The organism is Haloechinothrix sp. LS1_15 (genome assembly GCF_033042135.1).
Classification (GTDB): domain Bacteria; phylum Actinomycetota; class Actinomycetes; order Mycobacteriales; family Pseudonocardiaceae; genus Haloechinothrix.
This window is the reverse complement of sequence record NZ_WBXM01000002.1, coordinates 43,386-66,238: the sequence shown is the minus strand read 5'-3', so window position 1 is coordinate 66,238 and position 22,853 is coordinate 43,386. Positions and strand designations below refer to the sequence as shown.

14 protein-coding genes, 1 tRNA gene, 1 pseudogene and 1 riboswitch are annotated in these 22,853 nt (G+C 69.3%); of the genes and pseudogenes, 7 read left to right on the top strand and 9 right to left on the bottom strand.

Annotation, left to right across the window (positions count from 1 at the left end; translation table 11 throughout):
• Positions 1 to 28: 28 nt before the first annotated feature.
• Entirely contained in the window at positions 29 to 3,658 is a 3,630-nt protein-coding gene (gene mfd / locus F8178_RS03215) for a transcription-repair coupling factor (protein WP_317493110.1), read from the bottom strand.
• 277 nt (positions 3,659 to 3,935) lie between these two features.
• Here mfd and F8178_RS03210 point away from each other — a divergent pair, with 277 nt between their 5' ends.
• Entirely contained in the window at positions 3,936 to 5,501 is a 1,566-nt protein-coding gene (locus F8178_RS03210) for a hypothetical protein (protein WP_317493109.1), read from the top strand.
• A gap of 59 nt (positions 5,502 to 5,560) precedes the next feature.
• Here F8178_RS03210 and F8178_RS03205 read toward each other — a convergent pair whose 3' ends face one another.
• Positions 5,561 to 6,163, bottom strand: coding sequence for a TetR/AcrR family transcriptional regulator (locus tag F8178_RS03205; protein ID WP_317493480.1), 603 nt, complete (start codon positions 6,161 to 6,163; stop codon positions 5,561 to 5,563).
• 156 nt (positions 6,164 to 6,319) lie between these two features.
• Complete coding sequence (locus tag F8178_RS03200; RefSeq protein ID WP_317493108.1) at positions 6,320 to 7,288, bottom strand: acyl-CoA desaturase; 969 nt, start codon at positions 7,286 to 7,288, stop codon at positions 6,320 to 6,322.
• Positions 7,289 to 7,527: 239 nt separating this feature from the next.
• Here F8178_RS03200 and F8178_RS03195 point away from each other — a divergent pair.
• The 6 genes and pseudogenes from F8178_RS03195 (at position 7,528) to pth (ending at position 13,911) form a co-directional block, all read left to right on the top strand.
• Positions 7,528 to 7,599 (top strand) — tRNA-Gln (locus F8178_RS03195).
• Between the two features lie 108 nt (positions 7,600 to 7,707).
• Positions 7,708 to 9,387 (top strand): annotated as a pseudogene (locus F8178_RS03190) (diguanylate cyclase); the annotation flags it as partial.
• Positions 9,388 to 9,876: 489 nt separating this feature from the next.
• Positions 9,877 to 11,373 carry a bifunctional UDP-N-acetylglucosamine diphosphorylase/glucosamine-1-phosphate N-acetyltransferase GlmU gene (glmU, locus tag F8178_RS03185; RefSeq protein WP_317493107.1) on the top strand — a complete coding sequence of 499 codons (1,497 nt, stop codon included), beginning with the start codon at positions 9,877 to 9,879 and terminating at the stop codon, positions 11,371 to 11,373.
• Complete coding sequence (locus F8178_RS03180; RefSeq protein ID WP_317493106.1) at positions 11,370 to 12,350, top strand: ribose-phosphate diphosphokinase; 981 nt, start codon at positions 11,370 to 11,372, stop codon at positions 12,348 to 12,350. Before glmU ends, F8178_RS03180 begins: the two co-directional genes overlap by 4 nt.
• Before the next feature lie 277 nt (positions 12,351 to 12,627).
• The gene (locus F8178_RS03175; protein ID WP_317493105.1) at positions 12,628 to 13,278 is read left to right on the top strand and encodes a 50S ribosomal protein L25/general stress protein Ctc; all 651 of its coding nucleotides are present in this window, start codon (positions 12,628 to 12,630) and stop codon (positions 13,276 to 13,278) included.
• Between the two features lie 33 nt (positions 13,279 to 13,311).
• Positions 13,312 to 13,911 (top strand): aminoacyl-tRNA hydrolase, encoded by a 600-nt coding sequence (gene pth / locus F8178_RS03170; RefSeq protein WP_317493104.1) that lies wholly within the window; start codon positions 13,312 to 13,314, stop codon positions 13,909 to 13,911.
• A gap of 71 nt (positions 13,912 to 13,982) precedes the next feature.
• Here the strand turns inward: pth and F8178_RS03165 are convergent, their stop codons facing one another.
• The 6 genes from F8178_RS03165 to F8178_RS03140 form a co-directional block, all read right to left on the bottom strand.
• On the bottom strand, positions 13,983 to 15,671 hold the full coding sequence (locus F8178_RS03165) for a fatty acyl-AMP ligase (RefSeq protein ID WP_317493103.1): 1,689 nt from the start codon (positions 15,669 to 15,671) through the stop codon (positions 13,983 to 13,985).
• 34 nt (positions 15,672 to 15,705) lie between these two features.
• Positions 15,706 to 17,475: an ABC-F family ATP-binding cassette domain-containing protein gene (locus tag F8178_RS03160; protein ID WP_317493102.1), complete on the bottom strand. Its 1,770-nt coding sequence runs from the start codon at positions 17,473 to 17,475 to the stop codon at positions 15,706 to 15,708.
• A 142-nt stretch (positions 17,476 to 17,617) separates the two neighbouring features.
• Positions 17,618 to 18,586: a 4-(cytidine 5'-diphospho)-2-C-methyl-D-erythritol kinase gene (locus tag F8178_RS03155; RefSeq protein WP_317493101.1), complete on the bottom strand. Its 969-nt coding sequence runs from the start codon at positions 18,584 to 18,586 to the stop codon at positions 17,618 to 17,620.
• A 103-nt stretch (positions 18,587 to 18,689) separates the two neighbouring features.
• Positions 18,690 to 19,781, bottom strand: coding sequence for an ATP-binding cassette domain-containing protein (locus F8178_RS03150; protein ID WP_396344963.1), 1,092 nt, complete (start codon positions 19,779 to 19,781; stop codon positions 18,690 to 18,692).
• 174 nt (positions 19,782 to 19,955) lie between these two features.
• Positions 19,956 to 20,074, bottom strand: a riboswitch (SAM riboswitch).
• A 129-nt stretch (positions 20,075 to 20,203) separates the two neighbouring features.
• Positions 20,204 to 21,115: a 16S rRNA (adenine(1518)-N(6)/adenine(1519)-N(6))-dimethyltransferase RsmA gene (rsmA, locus tag F8178_RS03145; RefSeq protein ID WP_317493099.1), complete on the bottom strand. Its 912-nt coding sequence runs from the start codon at positions 21,113 to 21,115 to the stop codon at positions 20,204 to 20,206.
• Positions 21,116 to 21,240: 125 nt separating this feature from the next.
• Complete coding sequence (locus F8178_RS03140) at positions 21,241 to 22,695, bottom strand: ubiquitin-like domain-containing protein (RefSeq protein ID WP_317493098.1); 1,455 nt, start codon at positions 22,693 to 22,695, stop codon at positions 21,241 to 21,243.
• Positions 22,696 to 22,853 lie beyond the last annotated feature (158 nt).

Below are 22,853 nucleotides of genomic sequence, written 5' to 3'. Positions count from 1 at the left end.
GGTCATGTCACGGGGCACTAACGCCGCGTCATGACGTGGCCGCCACCGGAGCAGCGGTCATCGAACGCATCAGCTGGGTGCACCAGTCGAGCAGCTCCTCGTCGCGCAGCGGCGGCGCTCCCAGCCTGCCGCCCGCGGGTCCTTCCGTGGGACGCGGCACCGAGACCGTCGTCGTCGCCGCCTTGTACACCGCCTTCGGGTACAGCCGCTTGAGCCGGACGAGCTGCGAGTCGCTCAGCGGCAACGGACTGAACCGGACCGTGCTGCCCTGCAGGGTCACCTCGGTAATGCCCGCAGCACGGCAGACTTGCCGGAACGCCGCCACCGCCAGCAGCCGCCGCACCGGGTGCGGGTGCGGGCCGTACCGGTCGGCGAGCTCCTCGCCCACCGCTTCGAGCTCTTCGGCATCGGCAGCGGAAGCGATCTTGCGGTAGGCCTCCAGCCGCAGCCGCTCGCCCGGTACGTAGTCGTGCGGGATATGGGCGTCGACGGGCAGATCGACCCGCACCTCCGCCGGTTCCTCCGCCTCGCCCGTACCGGTGCCCGCGGAGTCGAGCTCCTTCTTGTACGACTCCACCGCTTCGCCGACCAGCCGCACGTACAGGTCGAACCCGACACCAGCGATGTGGCCGGACTGCTCGGCTCCGAGGATGTTGCCCGCGCCCCGGATCTCCAGGTCCTTCATGGCCACAGCCATACCCGCGCCCAGCTCGGTGTTCTGCGCGATGGTGGCCAGCCTGTCGTGCGCGGTCTGGGTGAGCGCGGTCTCCGGCGGGTACAGGAAGTACGCGTATCCGCGTTCCCGGGCTCGACCCACCCGGCCGCGCAGCTGATGCAGCTGCGCGAGACCGAGCTGGTCGGCACGCTCCACGATCAGCGTGTTGGCGTTAGATATGTCCAATCCGGACTCGACGATGGTGGTACACACCAGCACGTCGTACTCGCGCTCCCAGAAGCCTTGAATGATCTTCTCGAGCTTGTGCTCGTTCATCTGCCCGTGCGCGACCACGACACGAGCGTCAGGTACCAACTCCCTGACCGTACGCGCGGCCTTCTCGATCGTCGAGACGCGGTTGTGCACGTAGAACACCTGACCGTCGCGCAGCAGCTCGCGGTTGATCGCCGCGGCAACCTGCTTGGCGTCGTAGGCGCCCACGTACGTCAGTACCGGGTGCCGGTCCTCCGGCGGCGTGAGGATGGTCGACATCTCCTTGATCCCCGCAAGGCTCATCTCCAACGTGCGCGGGATCGGAGTGGCCGACATGGTCAACACGTCGACATGGGTCCGCAGCGACTTGATGTGCTCCTTGTGCTCGACACCGAAACGCTGCTCCTCGTCGACGATGACCAGGCCGAGGTCGGCGTAACGTACCCCGGTCTGTAGCAGCCGGTGCGTGCCGATCACGATGTCCACCTCGCCGTCGGCCAGACCCGCCATGACCTTCTCGGCCTCGGGCGGATCGGTGAACCGAGACAGTGCCTTGATGACGACCGGGAACGAGCCCATCCGCTCGGTGAAGGTGTTCACGTGCTGCTGGGCCAGCAGCGTGGTCGGTACCAGCACAGCGACCTGCTTGCCCGCCTGTACCGCCTTGAACGCCGCCCGTACCGCGATCTCCGTCTTGCCGTAGCCGACATCCCCACAAACCACCCGGTCCATCGGTACGCCGCTGCGCATATCGGACTTGACCTCGTCGACCGCGGCGAGCTGGTCGGTAGTCTCCACATACGGGAAGGCGTCCTCGAGCTCGGCCTGCCAGGGCGTGTCGTCGCCGAAGGGATAGCCGGGCGAGGCCTGCCGCGCCGCGTACAACTGCACAAGCTCCGCCGCGATCTCCTTGACCGCCTTGCGAGCCTTGGCTTTGGTGTTCTTCCAGTCCGAGCCGCCGAGCTTGTTCAGCGCGGGCGTCTCACCGCCGACATAGCGGGAAACCTCGTCGAGCTGATCGGTCGGCACGAACAGCCGGTCCCCCGGCTGCCCTCGCTTAGAGGAGGCGTATTCGAGCACCAGGTACTCGCGGGTCGCCCCACCGATGGTGCGCTGCACCATCTCCACGTACCTGCCGATGCCGTGCTGGTCGTGTACCACGAAATCGCCCGGCTTGAGCGCCAGCGGGTCCACCGCGTTGCGCCTGCGCGCGGGCATCTTGGTGTTCAGGTCACCACGCGACTGGCCTGCCGTGGCACCCCGACCGGTCACATCGGACTCGGCGAGTACCACGAGGCCCGCATCGGTAAGCACGAACCCGTCGCTGATCTCACCACAGGTCACGGTGACCACCCCGGCTGACGGCGCCTCGGGTAGCCCCTCGGTGGCCGCTCGCGCGGGAACCTCGGCGGCGGTGAGCTGCTCGACGGCACGGGCAGCGGTGCCCGCGCCCGCCACCACCAGTACCGCGGCCCCGCCTGCGGAGGTGTGCGCCCGCAGCTCGGCGGCCGCCCGCTCGAGATCGCCCCGGTACGCGGGCGCCGCATCCACCGCCACCCCGATGACGTCGTCGTCCTCGCTGGTGAGCTGGGACAGCGTCCACCAGCACCGGCCGGTGTCGGTGGCGTGCTTGCGCACCTCGGCGAACTCCCGGTAGGCCGAAGCACCCAGGTCGATGGGCGCCTGCCCGCCGACCGCGGCGTTCATCCACGAGGCCTCCAGGAACTCCTGGCCGCTGCGCACCAAATCCTGCGCCCTCGCCCGCACCTTCTCGGGATCGGCGACCAGTACGTGCGTGCCCTCCGGCATCGCGTCGGTGAGCAGCTCAAGCTGGCCGGGAACCAGCGCGGGAATCAGCGATTCCATCCCCTCGCACGGCACTCCTGCCGCGAGCTTGCCAAGCATCTCGGTGAGCCCCTCGTCGTCCGCGCGTTCCTCGGCCAGCGCGGCGGCTCGCTGCTTGACGTCCTCGGTCAGCAGCAGTTCCCGGCACGCGGGCGCGGTGATCCCGGTGACCGCGGCGTCATCGGTCGGCAACGAGCGCTGGTCGGCGACCGCGAAGGTACGGATCTCGCTGACCTCGTCACCGAAGAACTCCACCCGGTACGGGTGCGCCGCTGTCGGCGGGAAGACGTCGACGATCCCGCCGCGCACCGCGAACTCGCCGCGCTTTTCCACCATGTCGACGCGGGTGTAGGCGAGGTCGGCGAGTCTGCTGACCACGTCCTCGAACTCGCTCTCCTCACCGACGCGCAGCTCGACCGGAGCCAGCGATCCCAGCCCCGGCGCCATCGGCTGGATCAGACTGCGGACCGCGGTGACCACGACACGCAGGCCACCGCGATCCGGCTGCGCCAACCGGTGCAGCACGTCGATCCGCCTGCCGACGGTGTCGGCGCGCGGCGAGAGCCGCTCGTGCGGCAGCGTCTCCCAGGAGGGCAGCAGTGCCACGGCACCCTCGCCGAGCATGCCGCACAGCGCGGCGGTGAGCTGCTCGGCCTCGCGGCCGGTGGCGGTGACCGCCAGCACCGGCCGATCGGCGCCACCGCTGGCGGCCAGCGCCGCCGCCACGAGCTGCCGTGCCGGCGGTGCACCGTGGAGTTCGAGCACGGGGGTATCGGCGCGCTCGACGATCGTACGGATGGCCGGGGTGGGTAGGACACTGGACAGCAGTCCGGACAGCTGCGCTGACACGGGCGCGCGTACCTCCCCGAGATGAAGTGCGAACATGCGGGCAGACCCCTACCCGCGCCGGACGGGCATACCTCTGCCGTACCCCGCCCCCACCACACGCGCCAGGGGTCCTCTCTCAAGGGTACGTGGCGCCGCGCCAAGCCATCAGGCGGCTGGGTGGGTGAGCCGAAGGGCTCCTTCGGTACATATCCGGTACCCGAGGAGGCCTTCGGCTCGCACCCACTGCTCGCCACACAGCGGCCATGTGACACGGGTAACATCCTTCGCCTTCCAAACGATCCACCCGGATGAGGGATCGGAAGGGATGAGGTGTATGACACGATCACGACGCAGAGTATTCGTGCTGTCCACTGCCTGCGCGGCTGCTGTCGCGCTGGTGGGGGCGGCGCTTCCTACAGTGGCGGCCGCACATCCGGACGGTAAGGGAGATCAGGACAATCACACCGGCAACGGGAACGGCGAGTACAGCGAATCGTTCGGGGTGAACGTCCTCGGGCATGCCGATCCCGGCGGCTTCAACGCCGACGTCGTTGCCCACGGGCGCTACGCCTACCTCGGCAGCTGGGGCAACGCCGCGGACCCCGACGAGGACGGCAGCTACCCGTTCTGCCGGTCCAAGGGTGTGCGGGTGTTCGACCTGCAGAACCCGCGCAATCCCAAGCAGAGCGCGACCTTCGCCGACGCGGCGTCCGAGCCCGAGCTGGCTGGCTCGTGGACCGAGAAGGTGATCGTCGCCGATGTGGACAGCGATGCGTTCACCGGCACGCTGGCAGCGGTATCCATCCAGAACTGCCAGCCCGACGGCGCTCGAGGCTGGGGCGTATGGGACGTCACCGATCCCACAGACCCGCAACGGCTGCACTACGAGGAGACCGAACCCGAGGTCGAGTCCAGGGCGGGTTCCCACGAGATCTGGCTCGAGGTCCGCGAGGACGCAGGCCCCTACGGTGACGAGGCCTACGTCTACACCGCGGAGATCCTGCGCGAGCAGCGGCAGAGTGATCCCGAGGAGGGACACTTCGAGCCGGACATGCAGATCTGGGACGTCTCCGCGCCCGAGGAGCCGAACAACGTCGGTTCCTGGGGAGTCTGGCAGGACGAGGGCATCGAACCGCAGAGCCCGGACGCCGACGGCATCCAGCGCGCGAGGTTTGTGCACTCGCTGACCGCATCCGACGGCATCGCCTACCTCTCCTACTGGGACAGGGGTACCGTGATGCTGGACGTCTCCGATCCAAGCTCTCCGGAGCTGATCTCCTCGGTCGACGTCCCCACCGAGGGCCTGTGGTCACGCGGCTCCATGCACTCCTCATGGCTGGCCGAGGGTGGTGACCTGCTGATCGAGGCACCCGAGGTCTTCGATCCGACGCCACAGGAGGGGTCGGACCAGGAGCACGCGTTCGGGTACCCGCGCTTCACCGACATCTCCGACCCGTCCAACCCCGAACCGGTCGGCGGGTTCGAAATGGACACCACCCGCGAGGCACCCGAGAACCTGCCGACGGGTTTCTGGACCGTGCACGACCCCAAGGTGCGGACGGGGATGCCGGGCGACGACAACCTGGTGTACTTCTCGCACTACGCCGAGGGTGTGACCGTTGTCGACATCGACGCCGCGATCGAGGCCAGCGACCTCGATGCCGGAGTGGTCGCAGGCGAGGACGACGCGTTGGTGGCACAGTTCGTGCCGCCACCGACCGAGGATCCGTTCGCGTTCTTCGGGCCGGAAGGCGTGGAGTTCCCGAACGTATGGGGCGTGTTCCTGCACGAGGACTTCAAGGACCGTAAGCCGTTCCAGCGCTACGCGCTGGCCAGCGACATCAACTCCGGGCTGTGGGTGTTCCAGCTGGACTCCGAACGGCCCGGCGGCGGTCGCTGACCGGTAGCCGCGAGCGGCGCACCGGCCGGTGCGCCGCTCGCGGTCACTACCTTGTCGCGCTAGTCGCGGCCGTCCAGGTGCAACCTGGGCTTGCCCTCCAGGTGGGATAGGCCGTTCCAGGCGAGGTTGACCAGATGGGCGGCGACCTCGTCGCGCTTCGGCTTACGCGCGCCCAGCCACCACTGCCCGGTGAGCGCAACCATGCCGACGAGTGCCTGGGCGTACAGCGGAGCCAGCTTCGGGTCGTAGCCACGAGCGGAGAACTGCTGAGCCAGGATGTGCTCGACCTGGCTGGCGATGTCGTTGAGGAGGCTGGAGAACGTCCCCGAGGAGCTCGCCACCGGTGAGTCGCGCACCAGGATGCGGAAACCGTCATGCGATTCCTCGACGTAGCCGAGCAGCGCGACCGCCGCCTGCTCCAACATCGCGCGAGGATGCCCGCCGTGCAGCGCGGCGACCATCCTGTCGAGCAGCAGGTGTGTCTCGCGGTCGACGACGACGGCGTACACGCCCTCCTTGCCGCCGAAATGCTCATAGACGACCGGCTTGGAGACATCGGCCCGGTGCGCGATCTCCTCGATCGATGCGCCCTCGAAGCCCTTCTCCGCGAACAGCTCCTTGGCCACGTCCAGCAACTGCTGCCTGCGCTCGGTCCCGGTCATGCGGACCCTGGCAACGGGAGCCGAAGGCCGCGCCCCGGTGGCAGCTTGCTTCTTCGCGCGTCGTCTGGCCGCCACGCCGTCAGCCTACAGGCGAGAGGCGACAGCGGTGGGCGGCGGGCGTCGTGACGCCCGCCGCCTCGACGCTGTACCCGCCGGTCACGCGTCCTTCGTCACGGCGAGCCTGGATAGCCGCTGGTCGGTCGGCCAGCGCACATTCCACGCCCAGCCGAACTTCTCGAAGAACCAGATGAGCCTGGCTGAGATGTCGATCTGGCCGCGACCGACGCCGTGCCGCGCGCAAGTGGGATCGGCGTGGTGCAGGTTGTGCCAAGACTCGCCCATCGACGCGATGGCCAGCGGCCAGACGTTGGCCGAGCGGTCCCGTGCCGAGTAAGGCCGGTCGCCGATCATGTGGCAGATCGAATTGATCGACCAGGTCACATGGTGCAGCACGCACACACGCACCAGTCCCGCCCAGAAGAAGGCGGTGACCGCGCCCCACAGTGACCAGGTCAGCAGGCCACCGAGTACGCCGGGCAGCACCAGGCTGACCGCGGTCCACAGCGCGAATTGCCGGTCGATGCGGGCGATGGCCGGGTCGTTGGCCAGGTCGGGGGCGAAGCGCTCCACGTTGGTGCTGTTCCTGTCGAACAACCACCCCATGTGCGCGTGCCAGAATCCCTTCGCCAGCGCCAGCGGCGAGGCACCGAACATCCACGGCGAGTGCGGATCGCCCTCCTTGTCGGAGAAGGCATGGTGCCGCCGGTGATCGGCAACCCAGGTGATCACCGGCCCCTGCAGGGCGGTGCTTCCCGCGATGGCCAACGTCTTACGCAGCCACGGCTTGGCCTTGAACGAGCCGTGGGTGAAGTAGCGGTGGTAACCGACTGTCACCCCCAGCGCCGAGATCAGGTAGAAGGCGACGAACAGCCCCACATCGAGCCAGGTCAGGCCCCATCCCCAGGCGAATGGCACCGCAGCCGCCAACGCCAGCAGCGGGATGATCACCCCGAGATACACGGAGACCTGCACCCCGACGGGCCTCCTCCCGCCCATAATCGGCTTCGGCCCCTGACGCTCGTGCTTGTCAGCGGGTTCGGTCGGCCGGTCGAGGGTTACCGTCATGCGCGTCACTCTCCTGAATCGTCCTACGTAAGCAGGGCTACCCGGTCCCTCCGAAAGAGCTCCCTGGAGTTTCCTACGGTCCCGTAAGTTACGGTACCGGAAGTTGTGGCGCGCAGACACCACCGTGTGACGGATACCTGGAGGATTCCGGCCGTCGATTCGAACGGCGCCGCGCTGGAGTGATCCACCCGGAGCCCCGCGCGGGACGAGCATCCGGGTACGATGACAGCCGGGCACGATCCGCCGTGGTGTAACTGGCAGCACTTCAGATTTTGGTTCTGACGGTTCAGGTTCGAATCCTGGCGGCGGAGCACTCCACCCGAGGCTAGGCGAATGACCCCGAGGAACCGCTAGGGGTGGCGCAGCTGCGCGAGCGACCGCACGACCGACACGCCACCAGGCAACCGGCGCTGACAGATATGTCCGACGCCTGGCTGGCCGGGCGGGCGCGCGAGCTGCGCGCCGCGATGCAGCTGGTCGACCCCACCGAGCAGGACGCCACCCTCGCCGAGATCGACGAGATCCTCGCGGAGGCACAACGCCGCGGTGATTCCAGCTTGATCGCCAACCTGCTCCGCAGTGCGGCCATGGGCAGGCTCGCGATCCCCGGCCGAGGGCACGAAGCCCAACCCCTCATCGACGAGCTGCTGGCGCATGCCCGTAAGTACGGCCTCGCCCCGCACCGGGCGGGTGCCCACGCGCTACTCGGCAGGCGGCTCACCCGTGAAGGCAAGGAGGATGCCGCGCTGACCGAGCTGGCGCGCGCGCTGGCGATCATCGACGACGTCACCCTCCCCTCCGGCGACGTCGACCGGCGCGAGTTCGACCGCACGCTGGCCAGCTCGCTGGTTGACTGCTGGATCGTGCTCAACGAGCTGGCTATCTACGAGGTGGCCGAAGAGGTCAGTACGATGACCCACCGCGCGCTGCGCGACAGTGCGGGGCCACACGAGATCACGCTGCAGGTGTTCAATCTCATCACCATGTTGCTCGCGTGGGGCCTGCGGCTGGAACGGGTCGGCAGGTCCGAGGAGTCCCGCGAGAAGTTCCGGGTCGCAGCGTCCATGGCCTCCTCTGCGGAGGCACCGTTCGCCGAGTCGCTGTTCCGCAGGCAGGACCTGCCCGCTGTCGAGCAGATCGGCACGCTGGCCGCGGCCGTGGCGCTGGCGAACCCGGGCGGCACGCACGTTCCCCGGCTGCAACGGCTGTTGCCGATGACCAGCCAGTCGGCCTCGCACGAGAAGCCGCTGGTCGCCATCGCCCTCGCCCGCTGCCTGGAGTCCGAGGCGCGCACCGCTGAGGGCGTCGAGGTCCTCGGCGCTACCCTCGACGAGATCCGCGCGCGCGGCGTGTCGGCCGCGGTCCGGCTCACGCTCGAACGCGAGATCGTGCGCCTCGACCTCGCCGAGCAGGGAGATCCGCCCTGTTCCCTGCTGTCCTACACCGACATGCTGGAAGCCGAACTGTGGACGATGCGGGAGTCGCGCGCAGCGACCCTGCAAACGCGCCGCGAGCACGAACGGCTGTCGGCCGAGCACGGGGCGATCGCCGCTCAGGCGTTCCAGGATCCGTTGACCTTCCTGCCGAACCGGCGCGCGCTCGACGATCAGCTCCGTAGCCTGGCGTCGACCACGACGGCGCAGCCGCTGTCGGTCGCGTTGGTCGACCTGGACGGTTTCAAGGTCGTCAACGACGAGCAATCGCACGCCGAGGGCGACAACGTGCTCAGGGTGATCGCCAGCACGTTGCGCGATTCGCTCCGTGGTGACGACTTCGTCGCCCGGTACGGCGGTGACGAGTTCATCGTGCTGCTGCCCGGCGCGCCGCCGTCCTCGGCCAAGGGCGCGATGAACCGCGCGGTCTCGGCGGTGGCCGCCATCCCCAGCCACCTCTCGCAGGGCGTCACGCTCTCGGTCGGGCTGGTGTCCATGGACCCCGACGAGCATCCCGAGGCCGTACTCGCCCGCGCGGACCAGGCCATGTACGAGGCGAAGCGGCGAGGCGGGAACCGGGTCGCGACGAGCACGCCGGATGCCACCGCCGAGGCAGCCGAACCGGCGGCGCCTGCGGATGGCCCGGATACGCTCGCGCCGCAGGACAGCCCGGATGCGGCACCGGTCACACCCCCGGAGGCCGACCAGCACCCGGACATGGGTGGCGTGACCGGCGTGAACGGCACAGCCGGCACAGCAGGCGCAGCCAGCACAGCCAGCACAGCCAGCACAGCCAGCACAGCCATGCCCAGGGACGCCTGCACCACCGGGCGGCGAGCTGAGCAGGAGGAGGCACCGGTGCCGCGGCCGGCTACCACCGCCGACGGATTCCCGGTCGACGATCCGGACCTTCCCTCGGCCCACTCCGTCACCGACCTGCCGCCCGAGCTCCGCACCGAACGCGACGACGTCGAGCGGGGCCAACTCCCTCAATGGCCGCGGCACGACGACACGTAAGATCGAGCCACGCGAGTACCCCGGTACACCCGGAAGCAGTAGCCAAGCTCACCCCTACGGGGGTATCCCGGCGCCGCGACGCTGTCACGGCCCGGTGTCCACGCACCACGATCTCCAACCGCAACAGGTGGTCACAGGGTGAACGAACCGAACGGTCGAGCACGACAGGACGTGTTGAGCACGGTGATCCTCGCCGCGGGCGAGGGCACCCGGATGCGGTCGTCGACCCCCAAGGTCCTGCACCGGGTAGCGGGGCGTTCGTTGGCCGAGCATGCGGTACGGAACGCGGCGGGATTGGATCCCGACCATCTCGTCGTCGTCGTCGGGCACGGGCGACAGGCTGTGGCACCCCACCTCGACACCGTGGCTGACCGGCTGGGTAGGCCGCTGACCACCGCGATACAACCGGAGCAGAACGGCACCGGTCACGCGGTGAGCTGCGGGCTGGCGGAGCTTCCCCGCTCGCTGTCGGGAACCGTCGTGGTCAGCTACGCCGACGTTCCGATGCTGGACACAGCGACGCTGTCGCGACTACTGGCCGAACACCACGACGCGGGTCACGCGGTGACCATCCTGTCAGCCGAGGTCGCCGACCCGACCGGCTACGGGCGCATCGTGCGCGGTACCGACGGGGAGGTCCGCGCCATCGTGGAGCAGGCAGACGCCTCCCCCGAGCAACTGGCGATCAACGAGATCAATTCGGGCGTGTACGCCTTCGACGCCGGTGTGCTCACCGACGCGCTCGACCGGCTGTCGACAGACAACGCGCAAGGTGAGCTGTACCTCACCGATGTGCTCGGCATCGCCCGCGCGGACGGAAACACCGTCGGGGCGCTCGTCGTCGACGACGCCTGGCTCGTCGAGGGGGTCAACGACCGGGTGCAGCTCGCCACCCTCGGTGCCGAGCTCAACCGCAGGATCGTCCATCGGTGGCAGCGCGCCGGGGTCACCGTCGTCGACCCGGCCACCACCTGGGTGGACGCCGAGGTGACACTGGCGCCGGACGTGACGATCGAACCGGGCGTACAGCTGCGCGGCGCTACCAGCGTCGCCGAGGGGGCGCTGATCGGCCCGGACACCACGCTCACCGATGTCACCGTCGGGCCGCAGGCGTCGGTAATCCGTGCGCACGGCAGCGGGGCGATCATCGGGCGCAGTGCCACGGTGGGGCCGTTCGCCTACCTGCGTCCCGGCACCCAGCTGGGCGAGGACGGCAAGATCGGCGCATTCGTGGAGACCAAGAAGGCCGACATCGGCCCGGGGGCGAAGGTCCCACACTTGAGCTACGTCGGTGATGCGACCATCGGGGAGCGGACCAATATCGGGTGCGGCAACATCTTCGCCAACTACGACGGCGTCGCCAAGCACCACACCACCGTCGGTTCGCACGTGCGGACCGGATCGGACACGGTGCTTGTCGCCCCTGTCGAGCTCGCCGACGGTGCGCACACCGGGGCGGGTACCGTCGTACGGCGCAACGTTCCGCCCGGGGCGCTAGCCGTGTCCGGCGGGTCACAACGCAACATCGAGGGATGGGTCGAGCGGAGAAGGCCGGACACCGCTGCCGCCGAGGCGGCGAGGAAGGCACAAGCCGCAGCAGACCACGCCGAAACGGATCGGGAGTCGCAGCCATGAGCCCCAAGTCGGGGACCCCTAAGAAGAATCTGATGCTGTTCGCCGGTCGTGCGCATCACGAGCTGGCCGAGGAAGTCGCCAAGCACCTCAACGTGAGTGTGACGCCGCAGCAGGCGCGGACCTTCGCCAACGGCGAGATCTTCGTGCGATTCGAGGAGTCGGTGCGCGGTGTCGATGCCTTCGTGATCCAGAGCCAGTGCCCGCCGATCAACGAGTGGGTCATGGAACAGCTGATCATGGTGGACGCGCTCAAACGAGCCAGCGCCAAGCGCATCACCGTGATCATGCCCTTCTACCCTTACAGCAGGCAGGACAAGAAGCACAAAGGTCGTGAACCGATCTCGGCCCGGCTCATCGCGGACCTGTTCAAGACCGCCGGAGCCGACCGGATCATGACCGTCGACCTGCACACCGCGCAGATCCAGGGCTTCTTCGACGGCCCGGTGGACCACCTGTTCGCACAGAACGTGCTGTGCCAGTACCTCAGCGAGAACTACGGGACCGAGGACATCACCGTCGTCTCGCCCGATTCCGGGCGCGTACGGCTCGCCGAGAAGTGGGCGCAACAGCTCGGGGACCGGCCCATCGCCTTCATCCACAAGACCCGCGACCCCGATCAACCGAACGAGGCCGTGGCCAACCGGGTGGTCGGCAAGGTGCAGGGCAGGTTGTGCGTGCTGATCGACGACATCGTCGACACCGGCGGCACCATCGTGAAGGCCTGCGAGGCGTTGCGGCAGGAGGGAGCATCGGACGTGGTGATCGCCGCGACGCACGGTGTCCTGTCCGACCCGGCCGCGGAACGCCTCGCGAACTGCTCGGCAAGGGAAGTGGTACTTACCAACACCCTGCCGATCCCGGAGGAGAAGCGGTTCCCCACAATGACCGTGCTGTCCATCGCGCCGCTGCTGGCCACCGCAATCCAGCAAGTGTTCGAGGACGGTTCGGTCACCAGCATGTTCGACGGCCAGGCGTGAACTCCGCGGGCACCAGCGGCACGTTCGTCCACGCTCCCCGTGTGGCGCGAAAGCGCCGATCAGCACGCTGGTAGAGTAGGGAAGTTGCCCCGGCGAGGCGGGCCAAGCAAGCAGTCAGCGAGCAGCCAGCGAGTACAGGCGAGCCGCACGGCCCAGCGTGATCGACGTGGCGAGAGGCACCGCGTGCTCTCGCGCTGCTCGTACCGGCTGTGTTGACCGCCGAGCCAGGCGCCGGACCGGCGCCGATTCGCACCAGGAACTCAAGGAGAGCACACCAGTGTCCGAGGTACGTCTGACCGCCGAGCCCCGCACCGAGTTCGGCAAGGGCGCGGCGCGCCGCTTCCGCCGCGACGGCAAGATCCCCGCGGTGCTCTACGGCCACGGCAGCGAGCCCAAGCACCTCGCGCTACCGACCATCGAGTTCGCCAGGGTTATCCGCGAGAACGGTCGTAACGCGGTGCTCAGCCTCAACGTCGACGGTTCGCGGCGGCAGCTCGCGCTGACGAAGAGCATCACAGTGCACCCGCTGAAGAACTACATCCAGCACGTCGACCTGCTCGCGCTCAAGCGCGGCGAGAAGGTGACCGTGGACGTGCCGCTGCACCTCACCGGTGACGCGGCCAACGCGACCCTGATCTACCAGGACCTGGACACGCTGTCGGTGGAGGTCGATGCCCTGCACATCCCGGAGTACATCGAGGTGACCGTGGACGGCCTCGAGGCGGGTACCCAGATCACCGCGGCCGATGTCCCGGTGCCCGACGAGGTCACCCTGCTCACCGACCCGGAAGCCCTCGTCGTCGCAGTCAACGAGGCTCCGACGGCCGAGTCCATGGAGGCCGAGGCCGACACCGAGGGCGCAGGGGTCGTCGAGGAGCCTTCGGACGAGGAGCAGGCTTCCGGCGGGGGCTCCGGCGAGCAGGAGTGACCGCACCTGTCCGGCTCATCGGTGGGGGCTGACGTGCCCGAGGCGAACGACGTGCCGGGGGCGGGCGAGCGGGTGCTGCTCGTCGGCCTCGGTAACCCCGGCCGGGGCTATGCAGGAAACCGGCACAACATCGGGTTCCACGTCGCCGACGAGCTAGCCCGCCGGCTCGGCGAGCGTTTCGGCAAGCACAAGGCAGGGGCCGAGGTTGCCGACGGGAGGCTCGCAGGCTGCCGGATCGTCCTGGCCAAGCCCCGGTCGTTGATGAACCTCTCCGGCGGCCCGGTGGCGGGCACCGCCAGGTACTTCGGCATCGACCCAACCGGCGTGGTCGTGATCCACGACGAGTTGGACCTCGACTTCGGCGCTGTACGGCTGAAGCTCGGTGGTGGCGAGAACGGGCACAACGGCCTGCGCTCGATCACCCGCTCGCTCGGCACGAAGGACTACTACCGGGTGCGCTTCGGCATCGGCAGGCCACCGGGTAGGACGGCGGCCGCCGATTTCGTGCTGAGCGACTTCTCCAGCGCCGAACGTCGGGACCTCGCGGTGCACATCGACAGCTGCGCCGACGCGGTCGAGATGCTGGTGAGCAAGGGTCTCGCCGCCGCCCAAACGGTGTTCCACGCGCGCTGAGCCCCACCGGGCTCAGCGCGCGTGCCGGAACGCCCAACTCGGCGTGTCGGAACACCCGACACGGCGTGAGACTAGACGTGGCCGTGTTTGGTGATCTGCTCGGCGTATTCGGATGCCGTGGCGGCGCGGCGCACCTTTCCCGAGGGGGTTTTGAGCAGGCTGCCAGGGGGTAGCACCACCACCGAGAACGGCCGGAACTCGACGGCGTCGACCACGCGGCGGGTGACTTCCTTGGCGATCTCGCGCTCGGCCTGCTCGTCACCGGCCTGCTTGGATTCCAGCACCACCGCGAAACGTTCCCTCCTGGTGCCCGCGTCCAGCCGCACGGCGGCTGCGTTACCCGCTCGTACGCCGTCCACCGCTGAGGCGGCGCGCTCGATGTCGGTGGGGTAGATGTTGCGCCCGCCCATGATGATGACGTCCTTGCTCCGGCCACAGATCACGATCTCGTCGTCGACCAGGTAGCCGAGGTCGCCGGTCGGGAACCAGCCCTCGGCGTCCAGCGCGGGCGTCGGCCCGTCCACGGTGAGGTAGCCGGGGGTGACCGCCTCGCCGCGCACCTTGATCTCCCCGACCTCGCGCTCGGCCAGTTCCGTGCCGTTCTCGTCGACCACAACCACCTCGAGGCCCGGCAGCGGCGGACCGAGGATCGCGAAGGAGCGCGCCTCTTCTGACCCGCGACGCGGATCGCCCTCGGGCACCGGAACCGCGCGGTTCTCGGCTTCCAGCGGGTGGGCCTCCACCACGTCCATGTGCAACCCGGATCCCACGTGCGAGAACGACACCGCGAGCGTGGACTCGGCCAGCCCGTAGGCGGGAAAGACCGTCGAGCGATCCAACCCGAACCGGGCGCCCGCCTCCATGAACGTCCGCATCGATTCCTCGTCCACTGGTTCCGCGCCGTTCAGCACGATACGCAGGCTGGAAAGATCGTAGGCATCATCGGCGTCCACCCTGGCCATGCGCTTGCCGGTGATCGCGTAGGCGAAGTTCGGGGCCGCGGTCATGGTCGCCCGGTACCTGGAGATCAGGTCCGGCCAGAGCAGCGGACTGCTCAGGAAGTCGGCGGGGGTGACCTTGACGAGCTCGACCCCGAAGGTCATCGGCAGGGTCAGCAACCCCACCATGCCCATGTCGTGGAACAGCGGCAGCCAGGACGCCATCGTGTTGGTGGCCGGGTCGAAGTGGGACCGCTCCATCATGGCCGTCATGTTCGAGTACAGGTTGCTGTGGGTGATCTTGACGGCCTTGGGGTCCGCGGTGGAGCCGCTGGTCAGCTGCAGCAACGCCAGGTCGTCCTCGGCTGAGGCCACGGCGTCGCCGATCGGCTCGGCCTCGAACAAGTCGTCGATCATCTGGAACGTGATGTCGTTCTGTTCCAGCACGGATGCGAGCTGATCGAAGGGATTGCCGAGCAACACCCTGTCGGATCCGATCATGCGCAGCACCCGCACCGTGTCCTCTGCCCATTCCTCGAGGTCGGAGCGTGGGGTCGGCTGGTGCAGCATGGTGACGTTACCGCCGGCCAGCCAGACACCCTGCGCCACCGGCGCGATCAGCGCGGGCGCTGCGGCGAGCACGCCCACCGACGCCCCGGGGCGCAGACCGCCTACAACGAGGGCTCCCGCTACGCGGCGCGCCTGCTCGTGCACCTCGGCCCAGGTCCTGCGCACCGGTTCGTTCGGCTCACCGGTGGTGATACCCCTGTGCTGGCCGCTGCTCGCGGCCGTGGCGATCAACGTGTCAACGAAGCGGCTCATGCCCCGACCTTATCGGGAGCTACCGGAGTCTCCGCTACTCGAGGTACTCGGCGAGTTCCAGCCAACGCGCCTCCAGCTCCTCGCGTTCGGCACGCACTTCCTTGAGCGTGCCGTGCAGCTCCATCAGCCGCTCTGGGTCGGTAGCCGCCTGAGCCAGCTCCTCGTGCAGCCGCTTCTCTCGATGGGTCAGCGTATCGAGCTGACGTTCCAGCTTGGTCAGCTCCTTACGGGTCGCCCGCTGCTGCGCGGCAGTCGGCACTGCCCCCTGCTCGAGGTCCGGGGAGTTCCCTCCCTGTTGGGTGCGTTCGGCGGTGCGGGCGCGGGTAGTGAGGTATTCGTCGATACCACCGGGCAGGTGGGTGATGCTGCCGTGGCCGGACAGCGCGTACACCGAGTCGCACACCCGCTCGGTCAGGTATCGGTCGTGCGAGACCACCACCAGCGTGCCCGGCCAGGAATCGAGCACGTCCTCCAGCTGCTGCAGCGTGTCGATATCCAGGTCGTTGGTTGGCTCGTCCAGCAGCAGCACGTTCGGCTCGGTCATCAGCAGCCGCGCGAGCTGGAGCCGCCTGCGTTCGCCGCCGGAGAGGTCGGCTATCCGTGTCCATTGCCGTGAGGAACCGAAACCGAAACGCTCGGCCAGCTGGGACGCGGTGAACTCCTGTCTGCCGAGCGCGACCCGCCGCGCCACGTCCTCGACCGCTTCCAGCACCCTGCGCTCTCCCGGCAGGTCCTCCAGCTGCTGCGCGAGGTAGGCCAGCCGGACAGTGCTGCCCTGTACGCGTCTGCCGCTGTCGGGCTCGGCCGCCCCTGCCAGCAGCCGTAGCAGCGTGGTCTTGCCGGAACCGTTCACGCCGACGATGCCGATCCGTTCGCCGGGGCCGAGGCGCCAGGTCACGCGGTCAAGTACCAGCGTGGCTCCCGCCGTCAGCGTCACGTCCTCCAGCTCGATCACCGTCTTACCGAGCCTGCGCCGGGCGAAGGCGTGCAGCTCCACGGTGTCGCGCGGCTGCGGCACATCGGCGATCAGCGCCTCGGCGGCCTCCACCCGGTACTTGGGTTTGGTGGTGCGCGCCTTCGCGCCCCGGTGCAGCCAGGCAAGCTCCTTACGGGCGAGGTTGCGCCGCTTCTCCTCGGTGGCCTGCGCGATCCGCGCCCGCTCGGCGCGGGCGTATACCCAGTCGGCGTAGCCTCCCTCGTACTGTTCGACCGACCCGTCGACCACCTCCCAGGTTCGGCTGCACACCGTGTCCAGGAACCAGCGATCGTGGGTGACCACGACCAGCGCCACCTTGCGCGCCAGCAGGTGGTCTGCCAGCCAGCCGATCCCCTCGACGTCGAGGTGGTTGGTGGGTTCGTCCAGCACGACCACGTCGAGCTCGGCGACCAGCGCCTCGGCCAAAGCCACCCGGCGGCGCTCACCCCCGGACAACCTGCCCACATCCGAGTCGAACCCCAACCGATCGATACCGAGGCCGGTGACGATGGATCGCACCCTCGGGTCCGCCGCCCACTCGTGCTCGGCGGCGTATCCCGCCAGTACCGCATCGGCGACCGTGGTCCCGGCACCGGTCTCGGTGCGCTGCGTGACCACGGCGAGGCGCAGGTCGCGCGCCCTGCTCACGCGGCCGTCATCGGGTGGCTCCACCCCGGCGAGGATCTCGAGCAACGTCGTCTTGCCGCTGCCGTTCAGGCCGACGACCCCGATGCGGTCACCGTCCTGAACGCCGAGCGAGACGTCGCGGAGCAACGTCCGCTCGCCGTACGTCTTGGTGATCGCCTCGGTATTGATCAGATTCGCCATCGCCGTCCATTGTCCCGGCTGCGGATGCCCGGCGCCCGCCCACCCGGCAGCGTCACGGCCCTGGCTGTCTCGCCGGGGTGGCGAGCCGAAGGGGTCCTCGGGTGCACATGGTGTACCGAAGGAGTCCTTCGGCTCGCACCCGCTAGGCGTGCACCTGTGGTGGCGGGGTCGGCTGGGTGGTGTCGTCGTCATCGACGATGCGCGCACCGTGCACGGGCCCGTGCGCTACCCGCACCGTCCGGCACACGCCCGCGCCTGCCAGCTGCGCGGCGACCTCCACGGCGGAATCACCGTCGGCGCACAGGAACGCGCACGTCGGCCCCGAGCCGGACACGATACCCGCGAGCGCACCCGCCTCCACCCCGGCGCGCAGGGTGCGGCGCAGGTTCGGGCGCAGCGACACCGCGGCCGCCTGCAGGTCGTTGCCGAGCAGCTGCGCGAGCTGCCGCGCGTCGCCGGAGGCCATCGCCTCCACCAACGGCGTGTGGCCCGCCAGCCGTGGCGGGTCCCCCGCGGCTCGCAGCCGGTCCAGCTCGCGGTACACCTTCGGAGTCGCCAGGCCCTTGCTGTCGAATGCGAGTACCCAGTGGAACGTATGCCGAGACAGCACCGGCACCAGCTGCTCACCACGGCCGGTACCGAGCGCCGTGCCACCCGACAGCGCGAACGGCACGTCGCTGCCGAGTGAACCGGCGATGGTGATCAGTTCCTCGCGGGAGATCTCCAGGTCCCACAGCGCCGACAGTCCGAGCAGTACCGCCGCGGCGTCCGCGCTACCACCCGCCATGCCACCCGCGACCGGGATTTCCTTGCGGATCATCACCCGGACGCGGGAATCTTCCTCGCTGCGTCCCGCGTAGGTCGCCAGCTCCCTGACCGCGCGCCACGCCAGGTTGCTCTCCCCCGTCGGCACCGCGCTGGTGCCCTCGCCGTAGACCTCCACCCCCGGCTCGTCCGCGGCCGCGACGGTGACGTCGTCGGACAGCGACAACGCCTGGAACACGGTGGTGAGCTCGTGGTAACCGTCCGCACGCACATCACCGACCGCCAGGTGCAGGTTGACCTTGGACGGCGCGCGGACCGTCACGGGCGGGGGCACGACGGCTAGCACGTTCTCAGGGTACCTAGCGCCGGTCTCGGGGTCCCGCATACCTGCTGCGTAACGACGCGCCTCCTCCCACTATCGGGTGACCGCCGGTCCGGGGTCCGCGCCACTACGCGGCGGTGCCAGCCAGCTCGCGTGCGCCCTCCGCCAGCAGGTCGTGCACGCCGGGCAACCGGGTGTCGACCGGGTCCAGCTCGCTCACGTAACCGCCGCGCTCGCCGATCCAGCGCACCGCGGCCGTTGCCTGCTCGCCGGTCACCCCGAGCCGGAACCGCGCAACCGGGGTGTCGCCGATGCGGGTGAGGCCGCCGCCGAGCGTGGCGAGCTCGACGCCGAACCGCGCACCGGCATCCGGCAGCAGCGACCCGACCGTGGCATGCCCCACCAGCACCACGTCGGCCACCGCGTCGAAGCCCGCGAGATCCTCGGCGTGCCCCACGGCGGGCAGCACGCTGCGCGCCGTGTAGCTGTTCTGGTCGGCGAGCAGCTCGAGCATCGACCCGCTCTCCAGCAGCCTGCCGCCGGAGAGCACGCTGACGTGGTCACAGAACCGGCGCACCACGCCGGCATCGGTGGTGGCCACCAGCACCGTGACGCCCAGTTCAGCCCACGCCCTGTCCAGCGCGGCCAACACCGCGCCGGACTGTTCGGCAGGCAGATCGTCGGTGAGCCCGTCGGTGATCAGCACCGACGGGCGCAGCGCCAACGCGCGGGCCAGCGCCACGCGCCTGCGCTGCCCCTCGGTGAGCTCGGCTGGACGCCAGGCGGCGCCTCGGTTGAGCCCGATCAGGTCGATCAGCTCGGCCACCCGCCTCCGGCGTGCGGGCGCGTCGAAGCCCGCCCGCTCCAGCGGGGCCGCGACGTTACCCGCGGCCGTGCGCTCCGGGTGGAGCACGTAGGTGGTGTCGACGCGCGCGATCGCGCCGCGCCACTCCCGGCGTCCGGCTGGTGAGAGCGCGGCGACGTCGGTTCCGGCGACGCGGACCACGCCGGAATCAGGGTGCTCGCACAGGCCCAGGATGGCCGACAGCGTGGTCTTGCCTGCCCCGGCGGGACCGAGCAAGCCACTACGGGCGCCCTCGGGGACCTCGATGGTCACGTCGTACAGCGTTCTCGCGGTCCCTGCCGCGGAGGCGCCCGTTGCGCCGGTAGCGGCCGGTGACAGTGGTGCGGATTTAGATATGTGGTCGGCGGAAAGCACGAATAGCTCCTCGGCTCGTGAGTCGCGCGCACGCGGCAGTCGAACGGCCGCGGCACCGCGGTGGTGTGGGACGGACGGCGGGACGGACCTGTCAGCGGCGACAGGCGCTGTTGGTGCGACGTCCCTCGTCGACGACACGGCGCCGGGTGAGCATTCGTGACATGTACATCGGTTCCTCCATCGAACCTGGCTGTAGCACCTGCCGTGCGCCCGGACAGGGGCGAAGTGCCACTGCCCGGCGGCGGTTGCTGCGGCTTCGACGAGCCAGGTCTCTCAGCCGCTCGGGATGGATACTTCACGCATTACAGCTCACCGGACCACCGGCTGGCAAGCCAGCGGTGCCTAGCATTGAGCTAACTCACACTCGGCCGCGACCGAGCCGCGAGCGCCGGGGCCTGCGCCGGTCGCCGTCGGCAGCCGCCTCACGGATGCCGTGCCACCTGCACGGCGAGCCGCCGGAAGTCGGCGACGCCGAGCTGCTCACCCCGCGCTCCGGGATCGATGCCCGCGGCGTCGAGCAGCTCCGCTGCGCGGGCGGCCGAGCCGAAACGTGCCCCGAGCGCGGCGCGGAGCGTCTTCCTCCGCTGCGCGAACGCGGCGTCTACCAGCGCGAACACGGCTTCCCGGTGCGCTTCGACCGCCGGCTGGTCCCGATGCTGGCGGTCGAACCGGACGAGTGCGGAATCCACGTTGGGCACCGGCCAGAACACCGAACGCGGCACGGCGCCCACCTTGCGGGCCTCGCCGAACCAGGCGAGCTTGACACTCGGTACCCCGTACACGCGGCTTCCCGGTGCCGCGACCATCCGGTCAGCGACCTCGGCCTGCACCATCACCACGGCACGGGTGATCGACGGGAACTCGGCCAGCAGGTGCAGCACCACCGGCACCGCGACGTTGTAGGGCAGGTTGGCGACCAGCGAAGTCGGGGTGGTGGTCAGATCGGCGCGACGCAGCCGCTGCGCATCGGCGGTGTGCACGACCAGGCTTCCGGCCGCGCCGAGGGCCCTGGCCGTGACGGTCGTCGGGAGCCGCTCGGCGAGGGTGCCGTCCACTTCGACAGCGGTCACGTCTGCCCCGGTGGCGAGCAGTCCCAGAGTGAGCGAGCCGAGCCCCGGCCCCACCTCCAGCACCGTGTCCCCGGCGCCCACCCCGGCGAGCCTGCTGATGCGGCGCACGGTGTTGGCGTCGTGGACGAAGTTCTGCCCGAGCTTCTTGGTGGGCCGCAGCCCCAGGTCCGCGGCGAGCTCACGCAGTTCGGTGGCGCCAAGCAGCGCCACGTCCTTGTGCGCAGGCTCGCCCGCGGTGCCGCGAGCATCGACAGTATCGGCCACGCGGTCCAGCTTACGGGTCGCTTCCGGGGCTGGGCGGCGAGCCGAAGGGGCCCTTGAGTACACATCGTGTACCGAAGGAGTCCTTCGGCTCGCACCCACCCACGGCGAGCAGGTAGCGGCGATCGTTAGGTCGGTAGGCCCAGCTGCTGGGCGCACGAGGGCCAGGCGCCGTAGCCGCCCCTGTCGTCGCGCAGTCTGATCGCGGTCGCGATCTGCTCCTCCCGCGTGGCCTGGTGCGGGTACTCGGCGTACTGGGTGCCGCCGTAGGCGTCCCACGTCTGCTTGTCGAACTGCAGACCGCCGTAATAGCCGTTGCCGGTGTTGATGGACCAGTTGTTGGTGGACTCGCAGAACGCCAGCCGGTCCCAGACCTCCTCGTCAGAGATCTCCGGGCCGACGCGGATCACTCTGGGCTCCGCCTCGGTCAGCACCTCGCTGGCGAGCTGCTCGCGCTCGACCTCTTCACCATTGCGGTGGGTCACGCGGTAGGTGACCAGCTTCTCGCCTGCGGTGCCTTCGTCCTCGACGACACGCTCGCCGAAGGCGAGGCTGTCATCGACGATCTCCTCCTCCGGAGGTTCGATCTCTTCGGTGACCTCGATCTCCGAGGTGCCGGTCCGTATGATCTCGATGGTGCCACCGTCGGTGACGGCACTGCCGAGGTCCTGCACCACCTCGTCGGAGGAGCCGAGCTCGAGCCCGAGATCGGCCAGCAGTTCCTCCACGGTCACCGCGTGGGTGGTGATCTCGCGGGGCTGGTCACCCCCGTCGACGACGGTGACGCTCTTCAACGTCTTGATCTCGAGGGTCATGCCGTCGACCGGCACCGGCCCGTTGGCGGGCTGTGACAGCCAGGCGCCGTCGGCCACCAGCTCGCTGAGACCGAGCTGGTCCAGCGCCTCGGAAACGGTGGGCGCGCGCACCCAGGATTCCCTGACCTCGCCATCGACCACGAGCTCCAGCGGCCTGCCTCGCTCCAGGGTGATCACGCCACCGTCGCTGACCGCGGCGTCCGGCGACGGGGACAGCGCGTCGTGGGTCCCCACGGAAATGCCCGCGTCCTCGAGGACATCTCCCACTGTGGACCCGAAGCTGCGGACCGTCTGCTCGTGCCCGTCGACCTCAACGGTCACGCTCTTGCTCATCGCCATCGCGCTCGCACCGCCCCCGGCCAGGGACAGCAGTACGGCGGCGACCGCGCCCTTGAGGAAGCGGCGCTTCCACTGCTTGGTCGCAGTGGCCAGCCGGGTCTCCTCCGATTGTCCACCGCTGATGGCCTCGGGAGCGACCGCGGGGAACTCGATGGTGACGGCATCGTCGATGTACACACCGGCCGGTGATTCCGGGGCGGCGGGGATCACCGGCAGCACCGTCGTCTGCGCGTTGATCAGCTGGATCAGCTCATCGGCATCGACGTCCGCCTCCAGCATCAGGTCGTCGACCTGTGGCCCGAGTGCCGCGCGGAGGTCCTGATAGGTCACCCGTGGTTCCGGACTGAAGTCCGGAAAGTCCGTGTCGGTGCCCGGCCAGGAGCGTTCGCTCGGGTCGAGTGTCGCGAGCGCGCCCGGCGACTGAGCCACCGCATCACCCGCGAGCTGACCAGCCGGGGAATATGCACCAGATGGGTTGCGACGAGTGCCGTGACGCGAATGGCTACGCGACTCTTCAACAGTCACGGGATCCATCCCTTTCGCACAAGCGGTTCCGGTGTCTCGCTCCGCACCCCCCGAAGTGCTGA

Bases quoted from the DNA above. Each gene is read 5' to 3' on its own strand.
- F8178_RS03200 (WP_317493108.1), bottom strand. From the start codon at position 7,288: ATGACGGTAACCCTCGACCGGCCGACCGAACCCGCTGACAAGCACGAG.
- F8178_RS03160 (WP_317493102.1), bottom strand. From the start codon at position 17,475: ATGGCGAATCTGATCAATACCGAGGCGATCACCAAGACGTACGGCGAG.
- mfd (WP_317493110.1), bottom strand. From the start codon at position 3,658: ATGTTCGCACTTCATCTCGGGGAGGTACGCGCGCCCGTGTCAGCGCAG.
- F8178_RS03205 (WP_317493480.1), bottom strand. From the start codon at position 6,163: ATGACCGGGACCGAGCGCAGGCAGCAGTTGCTGGACGTGGCCAAGGAG.
- F8178_RS03180 (WP_317493106.1), top strand. From the start codon at position 11,370: ATGAGCCCCAAGTCGGGGACCCCTAAGAAGAATCTGATGCTGTTCGCC.
- F8178_RS03165 (WP_317493103.1), bottom strand. From the start codon at position 15,671: ATGAGCCGCTTCGTTGACACGTTGATCGCCACGGCCGCGAGCAGCGGC.
- F8178_RS03210 (WP_317493109.1), top strand. From the start codon at position 3,936: ATGACACGATCACGACGCAGAGTATTCGTGCTGTCCACTGCCTGCGCG.